22 protein-coding genes are annotated in these 20738 nt (G+C 48.0%); 5 read left to right on the top strand and 17 right to left on the bottom strand.

Features of this window, described 5'->3' with window-relative positions:
- Window positions 1-90 precede the first annotated feature (90 nt).
- The gene (locus tag VV1_RS08335; protein WP_225470447.1) at window positions 91-1422 is read left to right on the top strand and encodes an O-antigen ligase family protein; all 1332 of its coding nucleotides are present in this window, start codon (window positions 91-93) and stop codon (window positions 1420-1422) included.
- Here VV1_RS08335 and VV1_RS08330 read toward each other — a convergent pair.
- Window positions 1419-2324 (bottom strand): LysR family transcriptional regulator, encoded by a 906-nt coding sequence (locus tag VV1_RS08330; protein ID WP_011079672.1) that lies wholly within the window; start codon window positions 2322-2324, stop codon window positions 1419-1421. The two genes, VV1_RS08335 and VV1_RS08330, sit on opposite strands and share 4 nt — an antisense overlap.
- Before the next feature lie 101 nt (window positions 2325-2425).
- On the opposite strand from VV1_RS08330, the gene chrA reads away from it, so the two are divergent.
- Entirely contained in the window at window positions 2426-3568 is a 1143-nt protein-coding gene (gene chrA, locus VV1_RS08325; protein ID WP_130194648.1) for a chromate efflux transporter, read from the top strand.
- 180 nt (window positions 3569-3748) lie between these two features.
- On the opposite strand, the gene VV1_RS08320 is transcribed toward chrA, so the two are convergent.
- From VV1_RS08320 to VV1_RS08250, 15 genes are read right to left on the bottom strand one after another with little or no spacing between them, the layout of a single operon-like run.
- Window positions 3749-4789 (bottom strand): tetratricopeptide repeat protein, encoded by a 1041-nt coding sequence (locus VV1_RS08320; RefSeq protein ID WP_011079670.1) that lies wholly within the window; start codon window positions 4787-4789, stop codon window positions 3749-3751.
- Between the two features lie 10 nt (window positions 4790-4799).
- Complete coding sequence (locus tag VV1_RS08315; protein ID WP_011079669.1) at window positions 4800-5744, bottom strand: type II secretion system F family protein; 945 nt, start codon at window positions 5742-5744, stop codon at window positions 4800-4802.
- 1 nt (window position 5745) lies between these two features.
- Window positions 5746-6711 carry a type II secretion system F family protein gene (locus tag VV1_RS08310; RefSeq protein WP_011079668.1) on the bottom strand — a complete coding sequence of 322 codons (966 nt, stop codon included), beginning with the start codon at window positions 6709-6711 and terminating at the stop codon, window positions 5746-5748.
- Window positions 6712-6723: 12 nt separating this feature from the next.
- Window positions 6724-8211, bottom strand: coding sequence for a TadA family conjugal transfer-associated ATPase (locus VV1_RS08305; protein ID WP_011079667.1), 1488 nt, complete (start codon window positions 8209-8211; stop codon window positions 6724-6726).
- Between the two features lie 35 nt (window positions 8212-8246).
- Window positions 8247-9497, bottom strand: coding sequence for a CpaE/TadZ family protein (locus VV1_RS08300; RefSeq protein ID WP_011079666.1), 1251 nt, complete (start codon window positions 9495-9497; stop codon window positions 8247-8249).
- Complete coding sequence (locus VV1_RS08295) at window positions 9475-9990, bottom strand: TadE family protein (protein ID WP_011079665.1); 516 nt, start codon at window positions 9988-9990, stop codon at window positions 9475-9477. Before VV1_RS08295 ends, VV1_RS08300 begins: the two co-directional genes overlap by 23 nt.
- Window positions 9990-10442 carry a TadE/TadG family type IV pilus assembly protein gene (locus tag VV1_RS08290; protein ID WP_011079664.1) on the bottom strand — a complete coding sequence of 151 codons (453 nt, stop codon included), beginning with the start codon at window positions 10440-10442 and terminating at the stop codon, window positions 9990-9992. Before VV1_RS08290 ends, VV1_RS08295 begins: the two co-directional genes overlap by 1 nt.
- The gene (locus tag VV1_RS08285; RefSeq protein WP_011079663.1) at window positions 10429-11649 is read right to left on the bottom strand and encodes a pilus assembly protein TadG-related protein; all 1221 of its coding nucleotides are present in this window, start codon (window positions 11647-11649) and stop codon (window positions 10429-10431) included. Before VV1_RS08285 ends, VV1_RS08290 begins: the two co-directional genes overlap by 14 nt.
- Before the next feature lie 19 nt (window positions 11650-11668).
- Complete coding sequence (locus VV1_RS08280) at window positions 11669-11923, bottom strand: hypothetical protein (protein WP_011151044.1); 255 nt, start codon at window positions 11921-11923, stop codon at window positions 11669-11671.
- Window positions 11924-11933: 10 nt separating this feature from the next.
- Window positions 11934-13400 carry a type II and III secretion system protein family protein gene (locus tag VV1_RS08275; protein WP_011079661.1) on the bottom strand — a complete coding sequence of 489 codons (1467 nt, stop codon included), beginning with the start codon at window positions 13398-13400 and terminating at the stop codon, window positions 11934-11936.
- 10 nt (window positions 13401-13410) lie between these two features.
- On the bottom strand, window positions 13411-14157 hold the full coding sequence (gene cpaB, locus VV1_RS08270) for a Flp pilus assembly protein CpaB (RefSeq protein WP_011079660.1): 747 nt from the start codon (window positions 14155-14157) through the stop codon (window positions 13411-13413).
- Entirely contained in the window at window positions 14154-15500 is a 1347-nt protein-coding gene (locus VV1_RS08265; protein WP_011079659.1) for a DUF8689 domain-containing protein, read from the bottom strand. Before VV1_RS08265 ends, cpaB begins: the two co-directional genes overlap by 4 nt.
- A 27-nt stretch (window positions 15501-15527) precedes the next feature.
- The gene (locus tag VV1_RS08260) at window positions 15528-16046 is read right to left on the bottom strand and encodes a prepilin peptidase (protein ID WP_011079658.1); all 519 of its coding nucleotides are present in this window, start codon (window positions 16044-16046) and stop codon (window positions 15528-15530) included.
- A 34-nt stretch (window positions 16047-16080) separates the two neighbouring features.
- The gene (locus VV1_RS08255; RefSeq protein ID WP_011079657.1) at window positions 16081-16263 is read right to left on the bottom strand and encodes a Flp family type IVb pilin; all 183 of its coding nucleotides are present in this window, start codon (window positions 16261-16263) and stop codon (window positions 16081-16083) included.
- A complete protein-coding gene (locus VV1_RS08250; RefSeq protein ID WP_043920947.1) occupies window positions 16263-16427 on the bottom strand; it encodes a Flp family type IVb pilin in 165 nt (54 codons plus the stop codon). Before VV1_RS08250 ends, VV1_RS08255 begins: the two co-directional genes overlap by 1 nt.
- Before the next feature lie 444 nt (window positions 16428-16871).
- Here VV1_RS08250 and VV1_RS08245 point away from each other — a divergent pair, with 444 nt between their 5' ends.
- Together VV1_RS08245 and VV1_RS08240 are read left to right on the top strand one after the other, a co-directional pair.
- Complete coding sequence (locus tag VV1_RS08245) at window positions 16872-17600, top strand: helix-turn-helix transcriptional regulator (RefSeq protein WP_011079656.1); 729 nt, start codon at window positions 16872-16874, stop codon at window positions 17598-17600.
- Window positions 17601-17719: 119 nt separating this feature from the next.
- Entirely contained in the window at window positions 17720-19405 is a 1686-nt protein-coding gene (locus tag VV1_RS08240; RefSeq protein ID WP_011079655.1) for an AMP-binding protein, read from the top strand.
- A gap of 77 nt (window positions 19406-19482) precedes the next feature.
- Here VV1_RS08240 and VV1_RS08235 read toward each other — a convergent pair whose 3' ends face one another.
- Window positions 19483-19686: a DUF1127 domain-containing protein gene (locus VV1_RS08235; RefSeq protein WP_043920946.1), complete on the bottom strand. Its 204-nt coding sequence runs from the start codon at window positions 19684-19686 to the stop codon at window positions 19483-19485.
- Between the two features lie 99 nt (window positions 19687-19785).
- On the opposite strand from VV1_RS08235, the gene VV1_RS08230 reads away from it, so the two are divergent.
- Window positions 19786-20709, top strand: coding sequence for a LysR substrate-binding domain-containing protein (locus VV1_RS08230; protein WP_011079654.1), 924 nt, complete (start codon window positions 19786-19788; stop codon window positions 20707-20709).
- Window positions 20710-20738: the final 29 nt, after the last annotated feature.

Here is a 20738-nt window from a genome sequence, read left to right as displayed (position 1 = left end):
GCTGATCGTTTTAAAGGGCTCTATGGAGTGACGCCACCTTCGCCATTTTACACGCGCGCCTTATTGACACTGCTCCTGTTAGGATTGGTGGTGTTTAGTTTTAATCCGTTTCTCGATCGCAACGATCTGCTTCCGCTTTACGACAGCAAACGCCTGTTTGTGCTGTTTCTGTTGCAGATCACCACGCTTATCGTGCTGTTCTCCACTCAACAGCGACAGCGCATCATCGATCATTGGTGCTCACTCACGCTCCTCCACCGAGGTTTACTGAGTCTTTTTATTGCTTCGAGCTTACTGGCCACATGGCTTGCTCGCTATCCACTGGCCGCTGTTTTGCAATGGTTTTATTTGGCAGGATTGGTTTTGATGCTGTTTGTACTGCGTGATGTGGTGAAAAAGCAGCAAGCCCGATGGTTTGAATACACTCTTTGGCTCAGTGCGTTTCTGTTTTTGAGCATTGCGCTGGCGTTTTGGATCCGCATTGTGCACCAGTTGAACGTCAACAACTTCACTCTGTTTGGCTTTGCTAACCCGCGTTTTCTCAACCAGATCCATATTTGGCTCATCTTCCCTGTCGTTTATCTTGCCGCGATAGCGATGAAACGCGGCAAACGTGGCGTGGTGCCAAGAGCGATCCTCGCGATCGATTTCGCCATTTGTTTTTCAACCGATGCGCGAGGACCACTGGTGGCCATACTGGGTGGATTCACGCTGCTGATGCTTTGCGCCAGAGATCTGCGCTCTATTTGGTGGAAACTGTTGTGGCAAAGCGCTGTGGTTGGCGCATTGGTGAAACTCGCGCTGCTTTCCCCACTTCCCAGCATGATTTTTGGTGGGCCGATTGAGTGGCTCAACATTCGAACAGACAGCCCTGGACGCTTAGCGCTGTGGCGACACTCTTGGCAAATCTTCACCTTTACCGGATTGGGCGGGGATGCGTTTGTCTGTGAAGAGGTCAACCACGGTCGGCCACACAACTCTCTTCTCAACGTGTTGGTGCATTGGGGCGTGGTGTCCGCTCTGTGCTACCTAGCGTTGATCGCCTCACTGTTGCACCTCACCATCAGGCAGCGTTCGTTACGTACTAAGTTGCTTGGCGTCAGCCTGCTCAGCGGCATCGCGTACAGCTTGGTGTCTGGGGTGCTCGATTCACCTTTAAGTCAACTGATGGCGGTTGTCGCTTGCGCACTGTTTTGGTCACGTTGCTCGCTTGCGTCTGCTTCATTACCATTGCCAGCCAACAAACCACGCCGATGGTGGGCGCACGGCGTGATACTGATTATCGCTATCGGTTGCAGTGTGTCGGTCGGTTATCGCGCCTTGGAGCGATTGGACAATTATCCGGTTTACCGCAGCGAGGTGATCATCAAAACGCAATTCTGGTTGGGGTATAACTGCTTAGCGAAATCTTGGCAGCCTTAATGGATTTGCTGGCAAATCACCTCACGTAACCACATGCCCTTTTCGCTGTTGCCAGTGGCGCTATGCCACACCAACGAGATATCAAAATCCGCCACCTCAATTGGCGGTTCAAACGAGGTTAGACGATCATCAAAGCCTTGTGCCAGCGCCATTCTCTCCGGCACGATAGCAATTAAAGCGCGATGAGATAACAGGCTGCGGATGGTAAGAAAGTTGCGCGAGGCCACCGTCACTCGGCGGCTTAAACCTTGGCTGGCGAGCAGCTTATCCACTTGCGTGGAGAGCTGACCATCTGGGCTCACTAACGCCTGCTCAATAGCGGCAAACTGTTCGATGTTCATCCGCGTCACATCCACTTGCTGGGGGTCGCACAAACATACGTGCTTTTCGGTGTATAAGCGCTGCGCCTCAAATGGCTCTTCCAGTACAGGAATCGAGCCGATCACCACATCGAGCTTTTCCTGTTCAATCAAACTGACGTAGTTATTACGATTGACGTTGATAAAGCTGACCTGCGCTTTGGGGGCTTGCTGGCGAATCGCATCATACAGCTTGGGGGCGAAAATAAACTCGGCGTAGTCCGTCATCCCAATGCGGCACACACCGTCAAACGCCTGGGGTGAAAAAGGCGGCTTTGCCAACAACTCGCCCGAAATCACGCTGAGCAGTTGATGAATTTGCGGCGCAACCTGATGCGCTCGCTCACTGGGCTCCATCTTGTGGCCCTTACGGACAAACAGCACATCATCAAACAAACCGCGCAGACGATTGAGACTGTGGCTCATCGCCGATTGGCTGACAAAGCTTTTTTCCGCCGCCACGCTGACACTGCGATAACGGTATAGATAAGAGAACACCACCAGCAAATTGAGGTCGATATTCTTCCAATTAATCTCGTCCACACTTCATCCCATACAATTCATACAAATCATGAAAACTATCAATTTGAATCATTATAGGTTCTTTCGTAGAGTGAGCTCACCTTTTTGTTGAGATGTACAACATGCTGCAAATTTTTAAGACTTTTTTCTGGCTCGGCTGGATCAGCTTTGGCGGTCCTGCTGCGCACATTGGCTATTTCCGCCACACCTTTGTTGAAAAATTGAAATGGATTAGCGACGAAGAATACGCTCAGTTGGTTGCACTGAGCCAGTTTCTGCCGGGCCCAGGCTCAAGCCAAGTCGGCTTTGGTTTAGGCTACAAAAAAGGTGGTCTGCCCGGCGCTTGCGCGGCATTCTTAGGCTTTACCCTGCCTTCAGTGGTGATCATGTTACTACTAGCGCTGGTGAGTAGCCAAGTGACCGACACCGCACTGTTTCAAAATGTCGTACACGGCTTAAAACTGCTCGCCGTGGTGGTGGTGGCCGATGCGGCTTGGGGGATGTATAAAAACTTTTGTCGCTCGCCGCTGACCGTTGGCATCTGCGTGGCCACCGCTGTCGCCTTGTTGGTGTTTTCAGGCATCGCCACGCAAATGGCCGTGCTGATCCTCGCGGCGCTGATTGGGGTGATTGCACTCAAAGGTGAAAACAAAGCCACTGAGCACAGCTTTACACCATCACTGACCCCACTGGTGATCTTTGCTGCTCTGTTGCTGCTGTTACCGCTACTCGCCACTACTCAGCCGTTGGTACGACTGTTCAACGAATTCTATCAAGCAGGCAGCTTGGTATTTGGCGGCGGGCATGTGGTGCTGCCTTTGCTGCAAAACATCGTGGGAGAGCAAATCAGCCAAGATGCGTTTCTAACTGGTTACGCTGCCGCGCAAGCGGTTCCGGGGCCGATGTTTACCTTCGCCACTTATATTGGTTATGTACTGCATCCAAGTTCGCCCATTCTTGGCGCGATTGTCGCGACTTTGGCGGTGTTTTTGCCTGGATTCTTGTTGATGCTCGGCGTGCTGAAAAACTGGCAGCAGTTAGCCGCTAATCCTCGCGTTTCAGGAGCGTTGCAAGGCGTCAATGCTGCGGTGGTTGGCTTGCTGGTCGCCGCGTTGTATCAGCCTGTCTTTAGCAGCGCCGTGAGCAGTGGGCTGGATGTAGGTTTGATTCTCATTGGCTTCTATCTGCAAAAGCAGATCAAAGTGCCTATCTTGGCTCTAGTGCTATTTTTCATGCTCTCAGGAGCCACGCTGGGCATGCTGTGATTGCGGCATGCGGCTCCTTCGAATGCCACGTTTTTAGAGACTACTGTTTCTAAATGCTACTGTTTCTAAATACTGCTGTTTCTCGGTACAAGCATTCTAGATAACACAAAGCGAGCCTGAGCTCGCTTTGTTGCTTGACGACAACCACTATGGCATGAAGTGAAACCTCACATCATCTTGCTAAGGCTTCACCATGGTTGTCGAGACCTCACCTTGCGCTTTTTCTTGCTCTTCACGAACCATGGCCAAAGCACGCTCTAAGTTCTCATTCGCCAGCTTGTAATAGGACGGTTTTTTATCAATCGCTTGCTGCAAGTAGGGAATCGCTTTGTCCGGTTTGCCTTGCAGAATCAAGAAGTAGCCAACATTGTTCAGCGCTTCTGGAGCCCCCATGCTGCGCATGAAAATGTTGATCGCTTTCTTCACTTCATTCTTGCCAAGATAGATCAAAGCTAAGTTGTTTTGCCCTTTTTGGTTATTGGGATCTTTTTCCAGCGCCGCTAAGGTGTAGCGCTCGGCTTTGTCATACTGGCCACTCATGTAATAGGAATAGCCGAGATTCATCATCCCTTTCATCGAATTAGGTTTGATCTCTAGCGCTTTGAGGTAATAGGCTTCCGCGAGCTTATGTTGTGAATCAACGTCGGATAGCACGCCAAGTCCCATGTAAGCCATGGCGGGCGAGGCTTTGTCCACTTTTAATTGGTTGATGTCTTGCACCATGATCAAACCACCCGCCAAGGTTTTGCTGTTTTTCAAGCGCACTTGGTCCGCATTCAAGGCACGTAAGAAATAGCTTTTTCCTTCATCCACTCGTCCCTGTTTGCTGTAAATTGCCCCCAATTGCTCCAGCGCTTTTACATTGTCTGGGTTGTATTCCACCGCCATGGTGTAGGCTTTTTCCGCCAAAGCGATATTGCCGCGCGATTCATGAATACGGCCGATGTTGTACAAGGTTTTGTCTTGATATTGTGCATCGGGAAATGAAAGCGCTCGAATGTATTCATACAGCGCTAAGTCGTTATTATTGTTGCGCAGAGCCACGTCACCGCGTGTGATCGCCTCTTTTTCAGACACAGGCATCACGTCAGAGGTCAACGTATCAATCGGCCGACCATCGTACAAACTGAGCTCATACTGTGGACCTTGCGGCTCCTGGCTCGCACAACCATAAAGTGTTATGGCCACCAGCAAACCCAATAGCGTTTTTGTCATTTTCATTCCTTCCCCCTTACCCCAGCGCATCCGATAGCGATAGCAACGCAGGCCCAACGGCGACAATAAAGAAACAAGGCCATATAAATAACAGTAGTGGAAAAATCATTTTTGTCGGGATTTTTGCTGCTATTTCTTCCACTTCCTGATTGCGCTTGTCGCGGAAATCTTCAGTGTAATCGCGTAAAGTTTGCGACAAACTGCCACCAATTTTGGAGGCATGAGAGAGCATATTAACCAAGCCGTTGATCTCCGACAGACCCGTTCGCGTTACCAACTCTTCAAACGCCGTCGACATCTCAACCCCAGCTTTGATTTTGGCGCAAACCGTATCTAACTCATCGGCAAATTCCGGATGAGAAATGGCCAGCTCATCGGCCACCTTTCTCAGCGCAGCGTTAAAACCCAAACCTGATTCCGTACACACCACCAATAAATCCAGCGCATCTGGCACACCTGCCCGGATCATACGTTGACGCTTTTTCACAAAATGATTCAAACCGATGTTGGGGATGTATAAGCCCCCCGCAACGGCAACCACCATCACCAACGTGCTGTTATCCATATCGGGCAATAAAAAGAACACCGCCGCCGCGCCGCCAAAACCCAGCACCGCAAAAAAGATTTTGATTGCGTAGAACACCGTCAACGCATCACGATTGTGAAAACCGGCGTGCATCAACTGGCTACGGATGCTCTCTTTCTCTTTTGAGTCCTTACCGACCACAATCGGCGCTAACGACTCCAAAGTATTTTCCACTTTGCGGCTTTTTTTCTTCAGCGCCTTACCTGACACTTCTTTGTGGATCTGTTCTAGTTTTTTCTTCACTGGCGCTCGGTTGCCAGAAAAAACCACGGCAACCGTCACCACCAACAAGCTGGTGGAGATCAGGATCAGTGCCAACAACACCCACTGTTCGTTAAACTGTATATCTCCAAAAGAAGCCAATAACTCGTCCATATCACACCTCGAAGTTGATGATATTGCGAATCCAAATTGCGCCAAAGAACAGGCTCACGATCCCCATGGTGACCAGCTCCATCCCCCGTTCATCTTGGTACAAGGGCTTCACGTATTCGGGGTTAATGAACATCAACCCCACAAACAGTACAAAGGGAGAGAGCACCAAAATCCACGCAGAAAGACGACTTTCCGCGGAAATGGTTTTGATTTTTCGCGTCAATTTGAAGCGTTGACGCAGCACTTTCCCCACTTTTTCTAGGTTTTCAGAGAGATTCCCACCCGTCTCTTTTTGCAATAACACCGCACTGGAAAACGCCAGCATCGACACCGTCGGCGTACGTTCCGCCATCTGCATAATGGCCAAACGCATGTCGTAGCCGTAATTAAGCAGATTGAAGGTGTTTTTGAACTCAATGCCGATCGGCGGTGCCATCTCGTTGCCCACTTCATTGAACGCTTGAGTCACAGGCTGACCGGCTTGCAACATACGGCGAATAATATCGAGCGCATCAGGCAATTGTTCTTCAAAACGATTGAGGCGATCGGTAATGCGTTTTTGCAGGAAGAATTGCAAGGCAAACCAAATTGCAGAGCCGCCCGCAACGGCGAGATACCAAGGTTGAGCCAGAATCACCATAGTGACAATGGTGGTCAAACTGATGATGGAACAGACCATCAATGTCTGCGCCAAAGACCAGTCCAGCCCTGAGAGTTCGATGGATTTTTTCAGCGAAGCAAAGGCCGCCACTTTGACCAAACTGCGATCTAAAGGAGATAAGCTTTTTAAGTAATGCTCTTGAAGTAAAGAACGTGCCTCTTCATCCAAGTTCATCTGCGTCTCTTTCAAACGCTGAGAGAGCTCTTTATGTTTTGCCTTACTGCCTGCCGCTGGCAGGATCAGGGCTTGCGAAATAAAGACAACAGCAAAAAAGAGCAGGACGAAGAAATAGGTAATGTCATCCATGCTTGCCTCCCGCTATGAAAAGCTTTCGTTAAACAGTTCGAAGGGCAAATCTAATCCACGCTTCGTTAATTGATCATGGCAAGCCGGCACCACTCCCGTTGCGGTGTAAAAACCAAGGATATTGCCATCGGCATCGAGCCCTTGACGTTTAAAGTGGAAAATCTCCGACATGGTGATGATTTCCCCCTCCATGCCGTTGATCTCTTGAATACTCACCATGCGACGCTTGCCGTCTTCTTGGCGCTCCATTTGCACCACTAAGTGAATCGCGGAGGCGATCTGCGCACGCAAGTTTTTGGTCGAGATATTCCAGCCCGCCATGGCAAACATGTTTTCCACCCGGCTCAACGCATCGCGCGGGGTATTGGCGTGGATGGTTGCCAGAGAGCCATCGTGACCAGTGTTCATCGCCGCCAACATATCCACCGCTTCGGCACCACGCACCTCCCCCAGCACAATGCGATCAGGGCGCATCCGCAGCGCATTTTTCACCAAATCACGCTGAGTAATTTCGCCTTTGCCTTCCAAGTTGGGTGGGCGCGTTTCCAATCTCACCACGTGCGGTTGTTGCAGTTGCAGCTCTGCCGAGTCTTCAATGGTGATAATGCGATCATCGGAAGGGATAAAACCGGAGAAGATATTGAGGGTGGTGGTTTTCCCAGAGCCCGTACCACCCGCAATCAGAATGTTCAGCTCCCCTTTTACCGCCGCTTCGACAAACTTAGCCATTTGTGGCGATAACGAGTTGTAGCCGAGCATGTTGTCCATGGTGAGCTTGTCGACCGCAAAGCGACGAATCGACACCGAGGCTCCGTCGAGGGCCAAGGGTGGAATGATTGCGTTGACTCGCGAACCATCCAGCAAACGCGCATCCACCATGGGCGAGGCTTCATCAATACGACGCCCGACCTGGCTAACAATGCGGTCGATGATGTTGCGTAAGTGGCGATCATCCAAAAAGGTATAGGGGGTCTTTTCCAACTTACCGCGACGTTCGACAAAGATGTTTTTCGGACCATTAACCAAAATATCCGACACGGTTTTGTCATGCAGTAATGGCTCTAGGGGCCCAAGACCAAACACTTCATCTTCAATCTGCTTGATCACCCGCTTACGCCCTTCTGAGCTCATTGGGTGGGTTTGGTCTTCCGCCATGAGCTGGACGATGGCATCGTGCAAATCTTTCTTCGCACGCTCTTTTTCCAAACTCGACAACAAGCCCAAATCCAATGTTTCCAACAAACGCTGATGATAGTAGTGCTTAATCGCCAACTCTTGTTCGAGTTGTTTACGTGCCTCTTCAACCGCTTTATCTTTCGCCTGACGCTCCAGCAGTTTTTTGTCTTGTTGCATCGGCTCGACTCTGTTTGAGTCTATTGGCTGCACATTGGACTCAATGTCAGATATAACCTCATCACTGATCGTTGAACTGGGTTGCGCTTCTAGTGCCGCTGCTTTTTCCTGAAACTCTGGGTTGATATTTTTTCTTTTAAAAAACATAACCTTGTCCTTTCGTTTCTAAATTTTCGCACTCTCTAAGAAAATATTTTCTTGAGCCAACTTTTTTTCTCTTCCTCAGGTTTCGCGATGTGATGAGAAAACTCGACAATGGAACGGGTAATCGCACTGTTTTTCTTGTTCTCAACAAAAGGTCGCCCTAAATTGGCACTTTCAATCGCAACACGGTAATCATTCGGGATCATGAAAACCGGAATGCCTGTGATGGTGTGCTCAATGTCTTTTAATTTGATTGATGCTCGTTTCTCGTATCGATTAACAATCAACTCGATCTGCTCTCGGGTAACACCATACTCAAAGGTCAACATGCGCAGGATGCGCGAGGTGTTCTTAATCGCGGCCAGGTTTTGCTGCGTAATCAAGAAAACCTTGGTCGCGGGCGCGACCACCGCCGAGAAAATCCGATCCACCCCACGGGACAGATCGATAATGACGTAAGGATAAATTTCGCGAAGAACAGGCAGTAACCGGCCAATTTCCTTCGCTTTATCAAAATCTTCTGCGGTGTTTTCGTGGAAAAAACCCAACACGTGCAAACCACTCTCCATCTTGGTCACCATGGCGGTGAGCGAATCGTGGTCAAGATCCTTAGAGTGCTCGATGACGTCCGTTAAGCTGTATTGCGGTGAAATGTTGAGGTATTCAGAGATGACGCCAAAGGGAATGTCCACATCCAGCAGAAGCACTTTCTCCGGATGCGAACCGGCTATTTCTAAGGCGGTATTCAAGGCCAGTGTCGAGGCACCGCAGCCGCCTTTGGTGTTAATAAATAAGTGCAATTCTCCAAGCTCTCGGCTGGAAAACTTCTCATCGGAAACATTTTTGAGTAGGTGGAAGAAGTCCCCCACTAAGGCTTTATCAGAAACAAAGTCAGCCGCGCCCAGACGCAAAGCAATTTTCAATGCGCCATTGTCACTTTCGTCACCAAACACAATCAACGAGGCTTCGAAATCGTCACTGGGAGCTTCATATTCTTGCAATGAGAGCACTTTTTGTGCCCAATTGGGCCCAGTTTCAACAAAAATAAGATCGGGTGGCGTCACGTGCGTGAGCCCTGAGACATTGAAGTTGTGCATTGAAATCAGATCAAAACTGAGGTTTTTGCACAACTTGAGTTGCGCCCCCATATGAAGCTGAAATCGGTCGCTACTGTACAACACCCAGATATGTAGACTGGTCTTTAAGCGAGCAAAACTTTCATCATTGTTCCTATTTAGCTTCACAGCTTCTCCCATATACCGTCCCCTAGCAGTCAGTTGTGGAACCATCCGAATCGTTTTTAGTTGGTCTCACCACCCCTAAACTCTCGACAGGTAGCGTGGTTTCAAATTGCGGAATGGTCACTAAGCCGTTGTTTCCTAAAAAATTAAGAACTGAAACAAATTGAAATTGATAGTTACTCACTCTAGCTCTAACGTATTTTATGGTTATAAAAACATCATTATCGGTTAAGTCCCCGCTGACCACATCGCCATTGGCGTCGAGATACTCAATCAGCAAATGCTGATCACTGAAATTGCCGGGCAAACTGCTATCAATGACGGCGTCTTTGATGTTTTGGTGCGCGCTTGAGGTGACATAGCAAACCGTTGCTAAGCGTGCCGCTTTACGTGTCGCCTCATTAATCATCTGCATCGAAAACATGTAGTAACCAACGGAGAAGATTGACAGCAGTACCAACATCAACACAGTTGAGACAATGGTCAGTTCAATCACTGCCAGTCCTTGGTTATTTTTTTTCTTCCATTCCTTACCTCGCATCACAAGCCGCTCCTCATCACAGAAGACGCTGTGAACGTGATGCCTAATTCCGTGTTGGTGTACGGAATTTTGCTAAACGATGGTACGTAAGTGTAAGAGGCCGTCACCGTGACATAGCCGCTATTATGGGTCACCGTAATATCGTCTGCGGTTAAGTTGTCTAAAATGGTGTAGCTGCCGCCAGAGACTTGGCCATGTAGCACCATGTTTTTAATGTCAGCTTCGTTGGCAATCTGGTCATAGGTAATGGTTCCATAGACATCATTGACAGCAAAACGAGCACCATTTTGTACTCCTTTGGCGAGGGTGTTGTACTGGGTAAACATATGCCCGACTTCCACCACGCCCACTAGAATCAACAAAATCACTGGCAGAGTGGCGACCATTTCGACCGCGGCAAACCCACGCACTTTTTGGTTGTTCATCTTTCTTTTCATCTCACGAATCTCCATTGTTTGGATCTTCATAGATGACGATCTTATAAGCACCTTGGTTTCCCGGTGTGTTGCCAATTGAGCCGTTTTCCACCACACAAGAGTCAACAAACTCACCAAACACCAATTGCCCTAAACCCGAGTTGTTTGTTGGGACCTGCTGAAGCAAGAAAAAACAGCCCACCTCTACAACAGAATAGGTCGTCGAGCCGCCACTTTTTCCCGTACAGTCCACCATTGGAACGGGCAGGATACGTCGCCATGGCTGACCACCCGACTCACAATCTCCAGAGCTACTGTCTTCAATGCACGCTTCGGTTTTGAGCTTATATTCAGCATAGGTCAAATCCGTTGCATAGTCATAAACCACATTGCCATCGGTATCGACCGTCGCGGGTGTATCGGGTTGTTCGGTAATAAAGTCGGGGGGGTAATCACTACTCGAAACGCCACCTTGGTAGATCCCCAAGCGAGTATTCGCGCCTTGCCCCACCGGACCTGCTGCCACACCAGTCTGGGTGCCAATATCGCCACCGATTTGTACGGTACCCTCATAGCCACCACCTAAAGCCTCTCTCACGGTGTCCGCCCCCGAGCCAAAGTCGAGCAAGTGGTAATTACCCGATCCCATGGTGGTCATGGTCGAGTCCCCCACTTTAAGCACATAAACTTCAGCAGGGTTATAACCGTAAATACCACCACTCTCATCGCCTTTGCATACGCCAATGGGCACGACGTTACTAATGGTGTTAATGCTTGAGCTTGGCCCTGCGACTGCAGAAGCTGAGACGGTTTTACTCAACCCCAGCGCCTGCATAAAAAATTCGCTGAGGCTCAGATCATCAATCGAAATTCGGACATAAATGTCCTCATCACTGTTGAAACTGCTATCGGGGAACGTCAAAGGGTCGTTGGAATAATCAATACTGAAGGTGGCCGAGTCGATATCCAGCTCACTGTTTCCTGAGGCGCTATGCATGGAGTTAAGTGTTGTTTTGGCGGCCGCCGTTGCGGTGGGAGTATCGTGAGTGGCGTCTGCCACCATGGCCGCAGCTAAGGCCGCCGCATCGACGGCATTTTGCAATTTGGTGCGATTCACCACTTGATGAGTGACGTCAATCGCCAATGCCGCCATGATGACAAAACTCAACATCGCTACCGTCACCAAGACCAGCACTAAGCCTTGTTGCTTACGTTTTCCCTTGCAGTGTCTGGTCATGTCCATAATGCATCCTTAACGGCCGTTATTTAAAACCGTTGATAACTTGGCTACTACTACTCGACATGCTTTCAGTTTTCTTACCGAGGTAAAGCTGATAAGCGCTGTCCATTTTATCGCCACTGCCGTAAGGAATAAGGTCCAGGTTTTCCTGGGTTGCGTCTGGATTATAGGTTTGCTCTGCTTTAAGTTTAGCCACATGTTGGCCCAAAGGCGCATCATTTGCACAGCCACTTAAAAAAGAGACAGCCATAAAAAGTAGTGCAAAATAGGTTTTCATCTCTCTCTCCTTACAGGCTGTGACCAAATTCACCTTCAGTGCCACCCTGCCCATTTTGTAGAAACTCGGGCTCAGGTTGCGCAGCCGCATTCGCGTTGGTGGGCGATTCTGCGATATAAGCACCGACACCAAGTAAGTAATATTTCAGATCGCTCGGTTCGACAAAGGCATCGGTCGGCAGCGTAATTTTGCTACGGTCGATTGGCTTCGCGAGCCTTGGCGTCACCAAAATCACCAGTTCGGTTTCACCGGAAATATAATCTTGGCTACTAAAGAGTTGTCCCAAGACTGGAATATCGCCAAAGCCGGGCATTTTGCTACTGACATCGCGTACATTTTCACTCAAGAGACCCGCAATACCGATGGTTTGACCATCCGCAAGCTCTAAGGTTGAAGACGCTGAGCGACGTGTGATGGGGGGAATAAAATAGCTGGCATTGGTGCCACCCGGGCTTAAGGTCAGCGTATTGGAAGCCGCGATTTCACTCACGTCCACCGCCAAGTTAAGATTGATGCGTTTGTCACTCAAGATGGTCGGAACAAACTTCAATCCCACCCCATACTCTTTGTATTCAATGGTGACACCATCGCTGTCTGGTACTGGAATCGGGAACTCACCACCAGCAAGAAACTCCGCTTTCGCGCCACTTAACGCCGTCAAATTCGGCTCAGCCAATACTTTGGCCACGCCATTTTCTTTGGCAATGTCTAATGCAAAAGTAAACAGGGTGTCGCCATCAATGAAGGTGCTCAATAACCCGGTGCTGTCGATCCCCGGCACGTTGAAGATAGGGCCTACACCGCCACCGATGTCATCAATGATGCCGCCAGCGGAAGTTGCCCCCCATGAGAAGCTGCCGTTGTTTTCGAAAAAGTGGAAGTTAGAGTCAAAACGTCTGACCAAGCTGCGCTGCACTTCTGCCACGGTCACTTCTAGCATCACCTGCTGGGCACCGCCGATCGTCATTAAGTTGATCACGCCACTTTTTTCTACCTGACTGTTTAACGAGGCCGTGGCTTCATCCGCTTGTTGCCCCGCCGCATAGGTTTCTGCCACACGCAGAGCGATGTTCATTTTTTCTTGAGTGCTGACCATACCACTTAAAATTAAGCGATTTTGCGCACTGTGGACTTGAATCGGTTCCTCTGGCAGAAACTCATAAAGCTTTTGCTTGAGGCTATTGAGATCGTGTGTGACTTCAATGTTGATCGATTCAATTAAGTTCCCGCGGCTGTCCCATGCCATTAGGTTTGTTGAGCCTAACTTACGACCGATCAAGAACAGTTCATCGGATTTCAACATCACGATGTCTAACACTTCAGGATCGCCAAGCGAGACGCGTTTTGCTTTACCTGACAACGCAACAAACGTCGATTTGTGATGCGGTACCGTGACCACTTTCCCCGTTTGTGTCGCTCCGTAAGCGGTAAAGACACTCAGCACGCCTAACGTAAAGACTAAAATCAAAATTTTCATGCGTCACACCTTATTCTTTTACCTGAATCTTCGATGACTCCGTCCCTTTGATTATGGTGACACTAGGGGCGACATAACGACGAACCACTTTTTCCTCAGGCTCGTGTGGATTACGCAAGGTGAGTTGGATTTCACCTTTGCTCTTGGCACTCAACAGTTTTTCCGCCTGATCCGGTGTGACTTCCAATGTCACCGCTCGAACGATGATCGGCTTGTTCTCTTTGGTTCTGGCCGTTTGGTCCACCGCCAACACCTTAATATCTTTCAGTACGGTTTTAGTGACCGCTGAACCTTTGCTGTAAGAGACGGTATTGAGTACATCAACACGGTTTCCCGGCAGCAAGAAACCCGCCACGCCAATCACATCATTTACGCGAATGGTAATGGCTCGTTTGTTCTCTGGAATTAACGCAGCAAGCGTCGAGCCCTCACCAGGCACGGTCAAACGCTGCTCTATGATGATTTCACCAGGGTAAATTGCTCCCGCAACGATTTGCCCCACCAGCTCTTTAGGATCGGTATATTGCGAGAGCTCACGCCACGATTTTTCCAACAGTTTTGTGGTGAGGTGCTGCGGCTCAATCACACTGCCAGCCGGAATTTCTATGGCCGCAATCACCACAGGTTCTCGCTCAACCACTTCAACATCTTGTTGAGGCGTCAGCTGCTTATCCATCCACTGCTTGGCAAAAAATACGGCCGCCAAACCAAATAAAATTGAGAGTAAAAACAGTAAAATAATTTGGTTACGACTCATCGTGCACCTCCGCCTTTACCATCCGCGGTAAAGTAAACTTCCCAAGCCCTTTCTAGTACTTGCCGAGTGATCACGGGCTCTGACTCTTCAAAAGCAACAATATCGCGGCTGATACCCGCTATGTCTTTTGGCAAACAGGGATAGTAGCCAACACTATGTTGCTCATGCAGTTCGGTTAATCGGTCAAACAACCCCGGCTCAAGTGATAGCGATTTTCCGCGCGCCATGATTTGCCATAGCTCTTGGTACTCATCTTTCATAAGAGGCTGGAACTGAATCTTGTAACCTAAACGGCGCAAGAAAGCGGGGTCACTGATTTTTTCTGGATCTAAGTTGGTCGAAAACGCCAACGTGAGAATAAAAGGAATGGTTATTTGTTGGCCATTCGGCAAAGAGAGGTAATCGTAGAAATACTCCATCGGCACAATCCAGCGGTTGAGCAGTGTCGCCACCGGCATGGGTTGACGGCCCAAGTCATCGATAATGAAGATGCCGTTATTAGCCATCATTTGCAGGGGTGCCATCCAGACTCGATTGTGTTGAGAGTGGTTCACTTCCAGCATTTCCATGGTGAGCTCCCCACCCACCTGAATACTGGGTCGCTCACACAGCGCCCAGCGCTTATCAAACTGGTCTTTGAAAACAATGGATTGCTGCGCGTCTTCTTCTTCCACTTTTTTGTGATGCTGCGGGGTAAACACCTTGATAATGTTACCTGCGGCATAGACGGAGTAAGGAATAAACACAGATGTATTCAAAGAGTTAAGTAGCCGAGTGGCCACAAAGGTTTTTCCTGTGCCAGCATCACCATAGAGGAGCAACGCTCGACCTGAATTAATGGCAGGGCCTAATACAGCGACCATACGATGCGCACCAAGGACATCTTTAAACGCGTATTCCACATCGGCTCGATTGACGATTTTTGCCCGGACATCTTGCGCTTTAACCATCTCAGAATATTCCATCACGGAAACAGGACACGGGCCCAAATAAGCATCTTTAATAAACGCATCGTCCGCTTCTTCCATACCCGATTCCGATAGAGCATAAAGAATCCGCGTTCCATGGCTTGTATCCCCAAACGCAGCGGGATCCGATTGAAAAACTTCAACAAGGGATTTTTTTCTTAAAACAGCCAGCACTTCATCAACAATATGGCTGTTGAGTCCCATCAAACGCGTCAACGTCAGTAGGTCCGATTTGGGGTATGCTGCCAATTGCTTGATCAGCAAATTCTCAACCACGACAGGTGGAATTTTCAATTGATTTAATGAGGTTGGCACCTTCGGTGGAGCGGCTTGAGGCGTCAGTTTATCTCTGTGTTTCGCTGTGGGTTCTGCCATGAAAGCCCCCTACTTAATATGCTCATACTAAAAGTAATGAAACAGCGCTAACCCAATTACAACGGCGGGTGCAAACGGCATGGTGAGTTTTCCTTGAACAACCACTTCTGATGGATAAACAGAAAGTAAAGGAACCTGACCTGACATTGCTTGAAACGAATATCGACCAACCAATTTCTGTAAAGAGTCAGGATATTGAGCGTAGTGAAGCATCATGAAAAACAGCGCAACGAGCCCGGCTGAAAGTGTAATCCAGTAGGCAACTGCGCCCATGGCATCCCAGCCGATCACTACACCCACTACGCCAAGAAGCTTTACATCACCCGGAGACATCGCCCTAAGGAAAAAAAGGACCAAGCCACTGCCAAAATAGATTGAACCTGCACCTATCGCTAAAAACAGCTGACTAAAATCCCCCTTGCCCACCCAATGTAAGCAAGCAAGAAGAGTCAGGGGCAAAAGCCATGCATTTGGTATTCGGTTATCTCTGGCGTCGTAAACGGCAACCACCAGCAAACAAAACCATATCAAACTGTTTATGACCACCTGCCCCTCCTTCCCTAGAGTGGAATGTCAGCGACTAGCTAAGAGCACCATCGATCTTGTTATTTAGCTTAGTGTCGTATCCAGAAAATAGAGTCCCTATGGCTAACACCAGTAGCGCCGCCCCAACGACGTATTCCACAACACTTAATCCTTCCTCATCACATATGAAACCTGAACATCTCATACGTAGAGCAAAGACTCGCTCATAGATCGACATTAGCTGACTGCCGCGTTTAGCTTGTTCTGTAAATTGGTGCCTAAGTTACTGAATACTAGCCCTAGAGCAACAACCAGTAACGCTGCACCCACAACGTATTCAACAACCGACAAACCTTCTTCATCTTGCATAAACGCTTTTGCTTTGTGTAATAGATTGCTCATTGTGTCTCTCCTTCCATAAGCAATGAACTTGCCCTTTAAAGTTAGAGGTCGCTAAATAAAGACGTTAGGACTTTTTTGTCTTTTACTAGTACTTTTTTACGACTTTACGCAAATTCTTCATTGCCCTTCTATCACTAGAGAGCAGAAAGCGCTCAACCACTACTAAAGTCTAATCACTAAAAGTAGATGAAATAAAAGGCAAATACTGTTCGTTAGCGTTTGTTTGAACCACCTATCACTGCACAAACCAAAAGGATCACTTTTTTTGTTGGCACTTTTTTGTGGCAGCACTAACCTTTTTGTATGAGAGCAGAATCTGCAAAGCACCACCAAGGTGACCACACTGAGGCACAAAGGGATAATTTGGGACAACACACTCTTCGCCCTTTGAAATGCAAACAATAGCTGCTTGATATTCATATTTCAGTTTGAGGGGGAATCAGCATGGAAGTGAGACGTACCGCTCATTGGCTGGGAAGCTCAGTCCGCCTGCTTGAGAAAACCGAAAAAGATCTTATTCTCAATACGTTCACTCTGATTGAACATGACACAGACGTCTCTATTCTCAGTGAACCGAGTACCCAGTTTGCCTTTTTTTTCATCCATTCAGAAGAGCAGTACCCGCTACTGCTGACGGCGCTAAAACTCAGTATCAATCTCAATAAGAAGTTGATTTTAATCCACTCTCGGCCGATTGAGTTGGGCTCTTACTATCACTCTGCCGTTTTCGACCATCTCAATCTGTCTTTACAAAACACCCAAGAATGGTTGAAACAGCTTATCTCAAGAATGAATCTACGATGGTATGTAGAGCTCGGTGGCAACGCTTCTGCACAAGCCGCCGATCCCATGATTAGCCAAGCGTTACAATCTCTGCTAAATCACATCGACAACAACATCAGCAATGTCATTCGCGAAGAAGACGCCGCCTCGTTTTGCCACTACTCTATTACCTATTTTTCTAAAGTGTTTCACAAAGAGATTGGACTCAGCTTCCGAGATTACTTGTCCAACAAACGCATCAATCTAGCCAAACAGCTGTTGCTCGAAGATCGCCATGCGAAAATCGCCTTTATCGCTTATCAATGTGGTTATCGAGACGTGTCGTATTTTTCGCGCATATTTAAAAAGAAAACCGGGGTAAGTCCAGGGAAATATCGACTTTCTAACTAGCTCAAATTCTTGTCTCACATCCGGTTTTTTTTATTTCTGATGAGCATAAAGCATGCTATGGTTAACAATAAATTAACATAAAAATAATACTTGTTTTGCCAATAACATGGAGTTAGAGAATGATTCAACCTAACGAGTTAAGCAAACCGCAACTTGCTCTCCCTACCCCAAGCGATATGATCCTGAAATGGGCAAAGGAACGCCCACATGAGGTATATCTAAAACAGATCATCAACCGACAGTTTGTTGAATTCACCTATTCAGAAGTAGCCGACAAAGCCCTTCGCTTAGTCACCGCACTCAAAGAACTGGGAGCGGAACCCGGCGATAGAATCGCACTGATCTCTAAAAACTGCGCGGAGTGGTTTATTTGTGACTTAGCCATGATGCTAGGTGACTATGTGAGCGTACCGATTTTCCCAACCGCCGGAGCGGATACAATTGAATACTGCATCACACACAGTGAAAGTAAAATCCTCATTGCCGGCAAACTTGATGATGCCGCCGCGACTCAGAAAGTGATCGATGATCTGGTGGACGTGAAAAGCATTGCTCTCCCCTACGATAGCTCCCCGCATTGCCAATACCAATTTACCACGCTCATTTTGCAATCGGAGCCGAGCAGCGACAGGCCACAGCACTACGACGATAAATTGATGTCACTGGTTTACACCTCGGGAACGTCCGGTCTACCGAAAGGGGCAATGCTCACATATGGTGCGTTTTCATGGTCTGTTCAGCAGTTAATTAACCATATTGGCATTCAGCCCAACGATCGATTGTTCTCTTATTTGCCACTGGCACATATCACAGAACGCGTCTATATCTTCGGTTCTTCCATTATGGGAGGGGTACCTACCGCCTTCCCTGAATCTTTGGATACCTTTATCGAAGACGTAAAAATGCAGCGTCCAACACTGTTTATTTCTGTACCACGCTTATGGACCTTATTCCAGCAACGTATTCAAGACAAACTGCCCCAAAAACGCCTCAACTTCCTACTCAAAATCCCATTTGTCAGCGGTTTGATTAAGAAGAAGTTGGCCGATGGCCTTGGCCTAGATCAAGCCCGAGTGCTGGGTTGTGGCTCTGCTCCAGTCTCTCCAGCCTTACTCGCGTGGTATCACAGTGTTGGCTTGAACATTACCGAAGCTTGGGGGATGACAGAATCGTTCGCTTATAGCACCTTAAACTACCCATTTAGAGCCGACAAAATAGGCTCGGTTGGCAACGCAGGCCCCGGTATTGAGCTCAAAATTGCAGCTGATGATGAGATCATGGTTCGTGGCAAGGGGCTATTTTCTGGATACTACAAAAACGACATTGCCACTCAAGAAGCTTTTGATAAAGAAGGCTGGCTACACACTGGCGATATTGGTCGACTGGATGCCGAAGGGTATCTCACCATTCAAGGTCGTAAGAAAGACACCTTTAAAACGGCCAAAGGCAAGTTTGTTTCACCTGTCCCTATTGAGAATAAACTCTTTGAATACAGCCGAGTAGAAATGATGTGTTTGATTGGCCTCGGCTTGCCAGCGCCAATCTTATTGGTGGTTCCGCATAACTTCCCGAACTTCGATCGCGATCGCTATGAACGCACAACTAAACGTGTGATTGCCAAAATGAACGCGGAACTCGAATCGCACGAGCAGATCAAAGGGGTGTTGATGATTAAAGACCCTTGGAGTATCGACAATGGCATCCTAACGCCAACGTTAAAAATCAAACGACATGTTTTGGAACAGAAATACCACGAAGTGGGGCAAAACTGGCCAAAAGATAAGCTCGTGGTGTGGGAAGAATAACCTGTACTAATTCACACCTAAGCTTCCGTTGATATCGAGCTGACTCACCAAGCTGTGAGTCAGCCTCGACTTAATACTCAATCCCAAAAGCTCCGTTTGACTTCATCACGTACCTGCTCTTTTGTTAGACCCACATCTTTATACAAATGATCTGAGAGATGAGATAAATGAGATCTCGTCGAATGATTGCGCCTCCAACGCTCGATTTCATTCAATAATTTCTTAATCAAACTCAACTCTGATGTTTGAGTTAATGCGTGATGATTGATATTGGATTCCATAACTTCACCTTGCTTTGTTTGTCTTTCAAGGCTAATAATCTCTCTATCAATACAAAGCCTCAAACGATACAAATTGACATTGAGTTAAGGAAAACTTAAGTGAAAGAGCGTATGCCACCTTTGCAAGGTCTTTATTACTTTTACGTTGCATGTCAAACAGGGAGTTTTAAACTCGCAGCTGAACAACTATTTGTGTCTGCGGCTGCAGTGAGCCAGCAAATAAGACAGCTAGAAGAATCATTGAACATCCCCCTTTTTATCCGACAACATCGAAAAGTCACCCTCACTCCAGAAGGAAAAGTGCTTTTCGAGCAAGCTCAAAAAGGGTTTGCTCATCTTCAAGAAGGCGTCCGTTTGATCAGCTCGGATGCTAATCCCAACCAACTTTCCGTCTCCACCCTACCTTCTTTCGCTCAACACTGGTTAGTCCCTAGGCTGACTGCATTTAAGAAACAGCAAAATGAGATTTCGCTGCTACTAGAACCCACGAATCAACTCGTCACCTTTGAAGGCTCCAAGATCGATTTAAGTATTCGATACGGGCGCGGAAAATACCCCAATATAGAAACAAAGTGGTTAATGGACGATCTCGTGTACCCAGTCTGTCACCCAATCTACGCACAACAGCATCACTTGCACGATTTAAGTGACATTACGAGAGCGGATTTAATTGAAGATACTTGGCCTGATATGGACTGGGAAACGTTTATGAGAAGTGTAGGTTTAACGGGCGGCCATTCCACCATTCAATATGACGGATCTCATTTTGTGTTGGAAGGCGCTCTTGCCGTTCAGGGCGTGGCGCTCGTCAAACATTCATTGGCTGCACGCTATATCCAAGAAGGCAAACTGGTCCGCATCGGAGATATTGCGATGAAAACCCGCTATAGCTACTACATCTGTGCCCCTTCGAGTTACTTCCAACGCAAGAAAGTAAAGCTCTTTCATCAGTGGCTACTTATGGAAATTGAAGGTTTTCAAGACACCTATCCCATTACCGGTGAACTGGTTGAAGAGCAATAGAGACCGTTCAGATTAATGGTCACTCGCTG

This window comes from Vibrio vulnificus CMCP6 (assembly GCF_000039765.1).
GTDB classification, from domain to species: Bacteria; Pseudomonadota; Gammaproteobacteria; order Enterobacterales; family Vibrionaceae; genus Vibrio; species Vibrio vulnificus_B.
This window is presented reverse-complemented; position numbering and strand designations above follow the sequence as displayed.

Excerpts from the sequence above, each read along its gene's own strand:
- chrA (WP_130194648.1), top strand. The coding sequence starts at position 2,426 with ATGCTGCAAATTTTTAAGACTTTTTTCTGGCTCGGCTGGATCAGCTTT.
- VV1_RS08320 (WP_011079670.1), bottom strand. The coding sequence starts at position 4,789 with ATGAAAATGACAAAAACGCTATTGGGTTTGCTGGTGGCCATAACACTT.
- VV1_RS08315 (WP_011079669.1), bottom strand. The coding sequence starts at position 5,744 with ATGGACGAGTTATTGGCTTCTTTTGGAGATATACAGTTTAACGAACAG.
- VV1_RS08310 (WP_011079668.1), bottom strand. The coding sequence starts at position 6,711 with ATGGATGACATTACCTATTTCTTCGTCCTGCTCTTTTTTGCTGTTGTC.
- VV1_RS08305 (WP_011079667.1), bottom strand. The coding sequence starts at position 8,211 with ATGTTTTTTAAAAGAAAAAATATCAACCCAGAGTTTCAGGAAAAAGCA.
- VV1_RS08300 (WP_011079666.1), bottom strand. The coding sequence starts at position 9,497 with ATGGTTCCACAACTGACTGCTAGGGGACGGTATATGGGAGAAGCTGTG.
- VV1_RS08295 (WP_011079665.1), bottom strand. The coding sequence starts at position 9,990 with ATGCGAGGTAAGGAATGGAAGAAAAAAAATAACCAAGGACTGGCAGTG.
- VV1_RS08290 (WP_011079664.1), bottom strand. The coding sequence starts at position 10,442 with ATGGAGATTCGTGAGATGAAAAGAAAGATGAACAACCAAAAAGTGCGT.
- VV1_RS08285 (WP_011079663.1), bottom strand. The coding sequence starts at position 11,649 with ATGGACATGACCAGACACTGCAAGGGAAAACGTAAGCAACAAGGCTTA.
- VV1_RS08280 (WP_011151044.1), bottom strand. The coding sequence starts at position 11,923 with ATGAAAACCTATTTTGCACTACTTTTTATGGCTGTCTCTTTTTTAAGT.
- VV1_RS08275 (WP_011079661.1), bottom strand. The coding sequence starts at position 13,400 with ATGAAAATTTTGATTTTAGTCTTTACGTTAGGCGTGCTGAGTGTCTTT.
- cpaB (WP_011079660.1), bottom strand. The coding sequence starts at position 14,157 with ATGAGTCGTAACCAAATTATTTTACTGTTTTTACTCTCAATTTTATTT.
- VV1_RS08265 (WP_011079659.1), bottom strand. The coding sequence starts at position 15,500 with ATGGCAGAACCCACAGCGAAACACAGAGATAAACTGACGCCTCAAGCC.
- VV1_RS08255 (WP_011079657.1), bottom strand. The coding sequence starts at position 16,263 with ATGTCGATCTATGAGCGAGTCTTTGCTCTACGTATGAGATGTTCAGGT.
- VV1_RS08250 (WP_043920947.1), bottom strand. The coding sequence starts at position 16,427 with ATGAGCAATCTATTACACAAAGCAAAAGCGTTTATGCAAGATGAAGAA.
- VV1_RS08245 (WP_011079656.1), top strand. The coding sequence starts at position 16,872 with ATGGAAGTGAGACGTACCGCTCATTGGCTGGGAAGCTCAGTCCGCCTG.
- VV1_RS08240 (WP_011079655.1), top strand. The coding sequence starts at position 17,720 with ATGATTCAACCTAACGAGTTAAGCAAACCGCAACTTGCTCTCCCTACC.
- VV1_RS08235 (WP_043920946.1), bottom strand. The coding sequence starts at position 19,686 with ATGGAATCCAATATCAATCATCACGCATTAACTCAAACATCAGAGTTG.